This window comes from Corynebacterium sp. UMB8791 (assembly GCF_054166365.1).
This window is the reverse complement of sequence record NZ_JBSZCG010000173.1, coordinates 1-472: the sequence shown is the minus strand read 5'-3', so window position 1 is coordinate 472 and position 472 is coordinate 1. Positions and strand designations below refer to the sequence as shown.

Here is a 472-nt window from a genome sequence, read left to right as displayed (position 1 = left end):
ACATGGAAAGGGTCCATGACTTTGTCTGCTTGTGGTAGTTGTTCCTCGACTGCGGTGGCATATCCGGTGAACCCATCCATGGTCACTACCTGTATCTGCTCCCGGAAGCTGGGGTCGCGCTCCTTAAGCCACCCGCTGAGCACATCTGCGGACCTGCATGGTCGCATGTCTAACAAACGTGCAGGCCCACGCCCGTCCACCAGCGGTGTGAGGTCAACGAGTATGGTCACCAGGTTTGATGCCTGACCTGGTTTTCTGGTGTGTTTCCATACATGTTCATCGACTCCAAGAATGCGAACCCCATCTAGGTGACAAGGGTCGCCGTAGACAAGCTGGCGGCAGGCATCTAGTGCGATTTGGTTGACCAGGTCCCAGCCCACACCGAGTGCTTTGGCGGTAGCTGACACACTCATCCGGTCAATAGCAAGGCGCTGCAAGATCCAGCGGGTGACCCGATAAGTGAGCTTGGCGA

At 56.6% G+C, this 472-nt stretch carries 1 protein-coding gene; it reads right to left on the bottom strand.

Translation table 11 applies throughout. From position 1 onward, the window contains the following. Positions 1-472: transposase (locus tag ACXIUA_RS11285; protein WP_457976891.1), on the bottom strand; the 472-nt coding region annotated here is incomplete at both ends.